This window comes from Polaromonas sp. P1_G2, assembly GCF_056405515.1.
In genome coordinates this window covers 1-453 of the sequence record NZ_JBFUBY010001133.1, presented here as the reverse complement: position 1 = coordinate 453, position 453 = coordinate 1, and the positions used below count along the sequence as shown (strand labels likewise).

The following is a 453-nucleotide window of genomic DNA, read 5'->3' as shown; positions in this document are numbered from 1 at the left end:
CCGTCGTGCCGCGGGAGATGTTGATCAGGCAGCCATCCTGCCCGAGTGCTGCGAGCACATTGCCGTCGACGAGGCCCAGCGTGGCCGGGCCGCCGGCAAGCGTGACGATCAGGAAGTCGGCCCAGCGCGCCAGTTCGATGAGATCAGGCTCAAAAGTCCAGGTGACGTCGGCCTTCTCCGTTCTGGCGAAGTAACGGATATCGCAATCGAAACCGGCCACGCGCCGGGCAACGGCCTGGCCGATCCGGCCCATGCCGGCAATGCCGATCTTCTTGCCGAAGAAGCGTGTGACCAGTCCCATATTCGCCTGCGGCCAGTTGCCGGAACGGACATAGGCATCCGCCTGCGGGATCTGCCGTGCGAGCGCCAGCGCAAGACCGATGCCGATATCGGCGACATCGCCGGTCAGCACATCAGGCGTATTGGTGATCCGGATATTCTGCGCCCTGGCAT

General features: G+C 64.2%; 1 protein-coding gene. It reads right to left on the bottom strand.

From position 1 onward, the window contains the following. A partial coding sequence (locus tag AC1D0P_RS29415; RefSeq protein ID WP_477679961.1) for an NAD(P)-dependent oxidoreductase occupies window positions 1-412 on the bottom strand: 412 nt, incomplete at its 3' end. Window positions 413-453 lie beyond the last annotated feature (41 nt).